The following is a 3416-nucleotide window of genomic DNA, read 5'->3' as shown; positions in this document are numbered from 1 at the left end:
GCAGAAGATGCGTCAAGCATTAGGAGGGAAATCTATTGAGGGAGCACAAGCTACAATGTCAGGTCAGGAAGTTTGGACTCAAGTTAGACGAGGACAAGTTGGTGATTTAAGTTTACCCGTATGGGAGCGCTTTTATGCGCTCGCTGCATAATTGTATTTGAAATTTGGCTAATAAAACTTTGCGACAGAACCCTGCTTTGAGCGTTTTCGTAAACACGGTTTCTTCAAATACCGCTTGGCCGTCATGACGGTACGTAATTTTAAATGCGGGCATTCATTTTCCTTATTGCATTGCATCGTTATTGTTTGGGAATATAACCATACTATCTTCTCGGTGTAGTACTTTGACGTTTGAAAGCCAAAGGTCTGGTCGCAACGACATGCAAAGCATTCAATAAAATCCTTATATGATGTACCACCTTCTCAACTCACTCATCCAGATAGCATCAGAATCCTATTAAATCCGTACTTGGAATTATGCCATTTTCTATTATTTAATTAATAAGATAATAAGATAATAAGATAATAAGATAATAAGATAATAAGATAATAAGATAATAAGATAATAAGATAATAAGATAATAAGATATAAGAGAGAGTGTCCTGAATTCTGTGTAACTGTCTAAACTTAAACCTTAAAGGTTAAGGATGGACAATATGGATAAGAAAGCACTCGAAGCTTTTGCTCGTGAAGCCGCAAAGTCAATTAAGACAGAATCAGATCTTGATGACTTTCGAAAAATGTTAACCAAGGTGACCGTTGAAACGGCGTTAAACGCTGAACTCGATGAGCACCTTGGATATCAAAAACACCAATCTAGAACCAGCTCCAACTCCCGCAATGGCTACTCGGGTAAGTCAATTATCACTGATGATGGCGAGGTCGATATCGAGATCCCTCGCAACCGTGAAGCCAGCTTTGAACCTCAACTCATCCGCAAGCACCAAACTCGATTCCAATCTATGGACGACAAGATATTGAGCCTTTATGCGAAAGGAATGACTACACGTGAAATCGTCGCAACGTTCAAGGAAATGTATGATGCTGATGTCTCGCCAACGCTGATATCAAAAGTCACCGACTCGGTGCTTGAGCTAGTGATTGAATGGCAGTCGCGACCTCTCGACGAAGTTTATCCTATCGTTTATCTCGATTGCATCGTGATTAAGGTGCGTCAAGACAAGCAAGTCATCAACAAAGCGGTCTACCTTGCGCTAGGCGTCAATATGGAAGGTCAAAAAGAACTGCTCGGTATGTGGCTCTCTGAAACAGAAGGTGCCAAGTTCTGGCTTAATGTGCTGACTGAGCTTCAAAACCGTGGAGTAAAAGACATCCTTATCGCTTGTGTTGACGGACTAAAGGGCTTTCCTGACGCTATCAATACTGTGTTCCCTGAGACGCAAATACAACTCTGTATCGTCCACATGGTGCGAAACTCGGTCAAGTACGTCCCTTGGAAAGACTACAGAGCAGTGACGGCTGATCTGAAGAAAATCTACCAATCAGCCACAGAAGATGAGGCTCTACTGGCTCTAGAGCAGTTCTCTGACCGATGGGATAGTAAGTATCCTCAAATCAGTCGCTCTTGGACGGCGCATTGGGACAACCTCAACACCCTGTTTAACTACCCAGAGGATATCCGCCGAGCGATCTACACGACTAACGTCATTGAATCCCTCAACAGCGTTATTAGAAAAGCGATTAAGAAGCGCAAGCTGTTTCCAGCGGATGAGTCAGCTCGAAAGGTGATCTACCTAGCTATCCAAGATTCTTCTAAAAAGTGGACGATGCCGATTAGAAACTGGCGACAAGCTCTAAACCGTTTTATGATTATGTTCGAAGACCGACTCACTGAGTACATGTAACCTCGACAGTTACACAGAATCATTTACAGGGTCTAATAAGATAATATCAGTATTTCAAAAACTTAATAAAATCATCATCGTTCATAGAAGCCAATCTATTTAATGTAATCCGAACAATATCACTACGATTTAACTGTTTGCTTTCTTCAAGATCCAATTGATATGACAAGAGATTGAATCTTTTTGCCTGATTATCCAATATCTTTCTGTCTGTTTCGGTTAAAGATATAGAGACCGCCTTAGTCAATTCTCTGTTTGATTTAGGACGTCCAAGTTTCAAATCGGTTGTATCAGCACCTTCAACAAAAGCCTCAACATCTCGAATTTTCTTTTCATTATCTTTTAACCTTTGACGACTAAATTTCATCAAGAACCTCTTTCAATAAACAACTAACTTCAGCTTTTGATTTCGAATCTTTCCATTCGTGGACACCAAGAGCCTCGGAAAAAGCATCTCGATGTGATTTGCGTTCGGAAAGAACAGTATTAAGAAGTTTAAATTCTGGAAATTCCCTCAAAAGCTGCTTAGCAAGCACCTTTTCAGTTTGAGTATTAGTAGGAGCCATATTGATAAAAACACAAACAGCTAAGTCAGGATTATAATCCCTTGCTATTTCAACGGTTTCAGACATATGTTCTAGAAGTTCAAGATCTGCTAAACTAGCTTTAGTCGGCATTAGCATCAAGTCAGCAGATAGCATTGCACTTCTCATTTCACGACTATCACGGCCCGCGGCATCAATAATTACATAGTCATACTTCTCGGATTCTCTTTTTATTTGAGAAGTAATATTTCCATCGAGTCGAATACAAGGAAAAGATTGAATAGCATCACATTCTTCTCGACGTTGAGCCCAGCGATATAATGTTGCCTGAGGATCTGCGTCAACTAGCAAGATCTGATCAGAGCTTCCTTTGAATTTTTCTTTTGCTATAGCAACTGCAAGATTAGTGGCTGTATTACTTTTTCCAACACCACCTTTTTGATGCGCAAGTAAAATGACCTTTCCCATAAGCACCTCTCAAATGATTCTGTTTTATTATCTTATTATCTTATTCTTAGTACCATTAATGCTAAAGAAAGAAGCATTAACTAAATAATCAAGTTAAAGCTGTACTTATCACCATTATTTACCAAGTCATTCATTTAGATAAAAATCAACTTTTAATAAAAAACTATTAATAATACAACACCAATAATAAATACCTATCAATCATTACCAATCAAATCAACACCTTTAAATGTCAACGCCTATCAAAAGAGAGAAAACTTGATCTTTTGAGGCTTAGAGTCGATTTTTAGCCTGAAAAGGGATCGGTTGATTCTGATAACAACTTATTCACAAAAAATGTGGACAGTTTTGAGGTAGAAAAGAGTGTATTTTGAGGGTTAGGGTGGTAAAAATTAATTGGACAGCGTTCTTGTGTTTATCCCAATTTAAAATGTCCTTTTTCTTTCCCAGATTAAAATGTCTCTTTTTAAAGTAGCTCATCTTGCTCAGAAACTGGTTATAGAGTAGGGAAGTCACGGCTTTTTTCTGGTACTGGGT

3 protein-coding genes and 1 pseudogene are annotated in these 3416 nt (G+C 39.0%); 2 read left to right on the top strand and 2 right to left on the bottom strand.

Annotated features, from left to right (window positions below; genetic code table 11):
• A pseudogene (locus tag CTN07_RS23420) lies at positions 1-151 on the top strand (IS6 family transposase); the annotation flags it as partial.
• Positions 152-657: 506 nt separating this feature from the next.
• Positions 658-1866, top strand: coding sequence for an IS256 family transposase (locus tag CTN07_RS22150; RefSeq protein WP_005306717.1), 1209 nt, complete (start codon positions 658-660; stop codon positions 1864-1866).
• A gap of 46 nt (positions 1867-1912) precedes the next feature.
• On the opposite strand, the gene CTN07_RS22145 is transcribed toward CTN07_RS22150, so the two are convergent.
• The gene (locus CTN07_RS22145; protein ID WP_036766158.1) at positions 1913-2233 is read right to left on the bottom strand and encodes a hypothetical protein; all 321 of its coding nucleotides are present in this window, start codon (positions 2231-2233) and stop codon (positions 1913-1915) included.
• The gene (locus CTN07_RS22140) at positions 2223-2879 is read right to left on the bottom strand and encodes an AAA family ATPase (protein WP_005306714.1); all 657 of its coding nucleotides are present in this window, start codon (positions 2877-2879) and stop codon (positions 2223-2225) included. Before CTN07_RS22140 ends, CTN07_RS22145 begins: the two co-directional genes overlap by 11 nt.
• Positions 2880-3416: the final 537 nt, after the last annotated feature.

It is taken from the genome of Photobacterium damselae, from assembly GCF_003026815.1.
Classification (GTDB): domain Bacteria; phylum Pseudomonadota; class Gammaproteobacteria; order Enterobacterales; family Vibrionaceae; genus Photobacterium; species Photobacterium damselae.
Note: the sequence above shows the minus strand (reverse complement) of the source record. Positions and strands in the feature narration are given on the sequence as shown.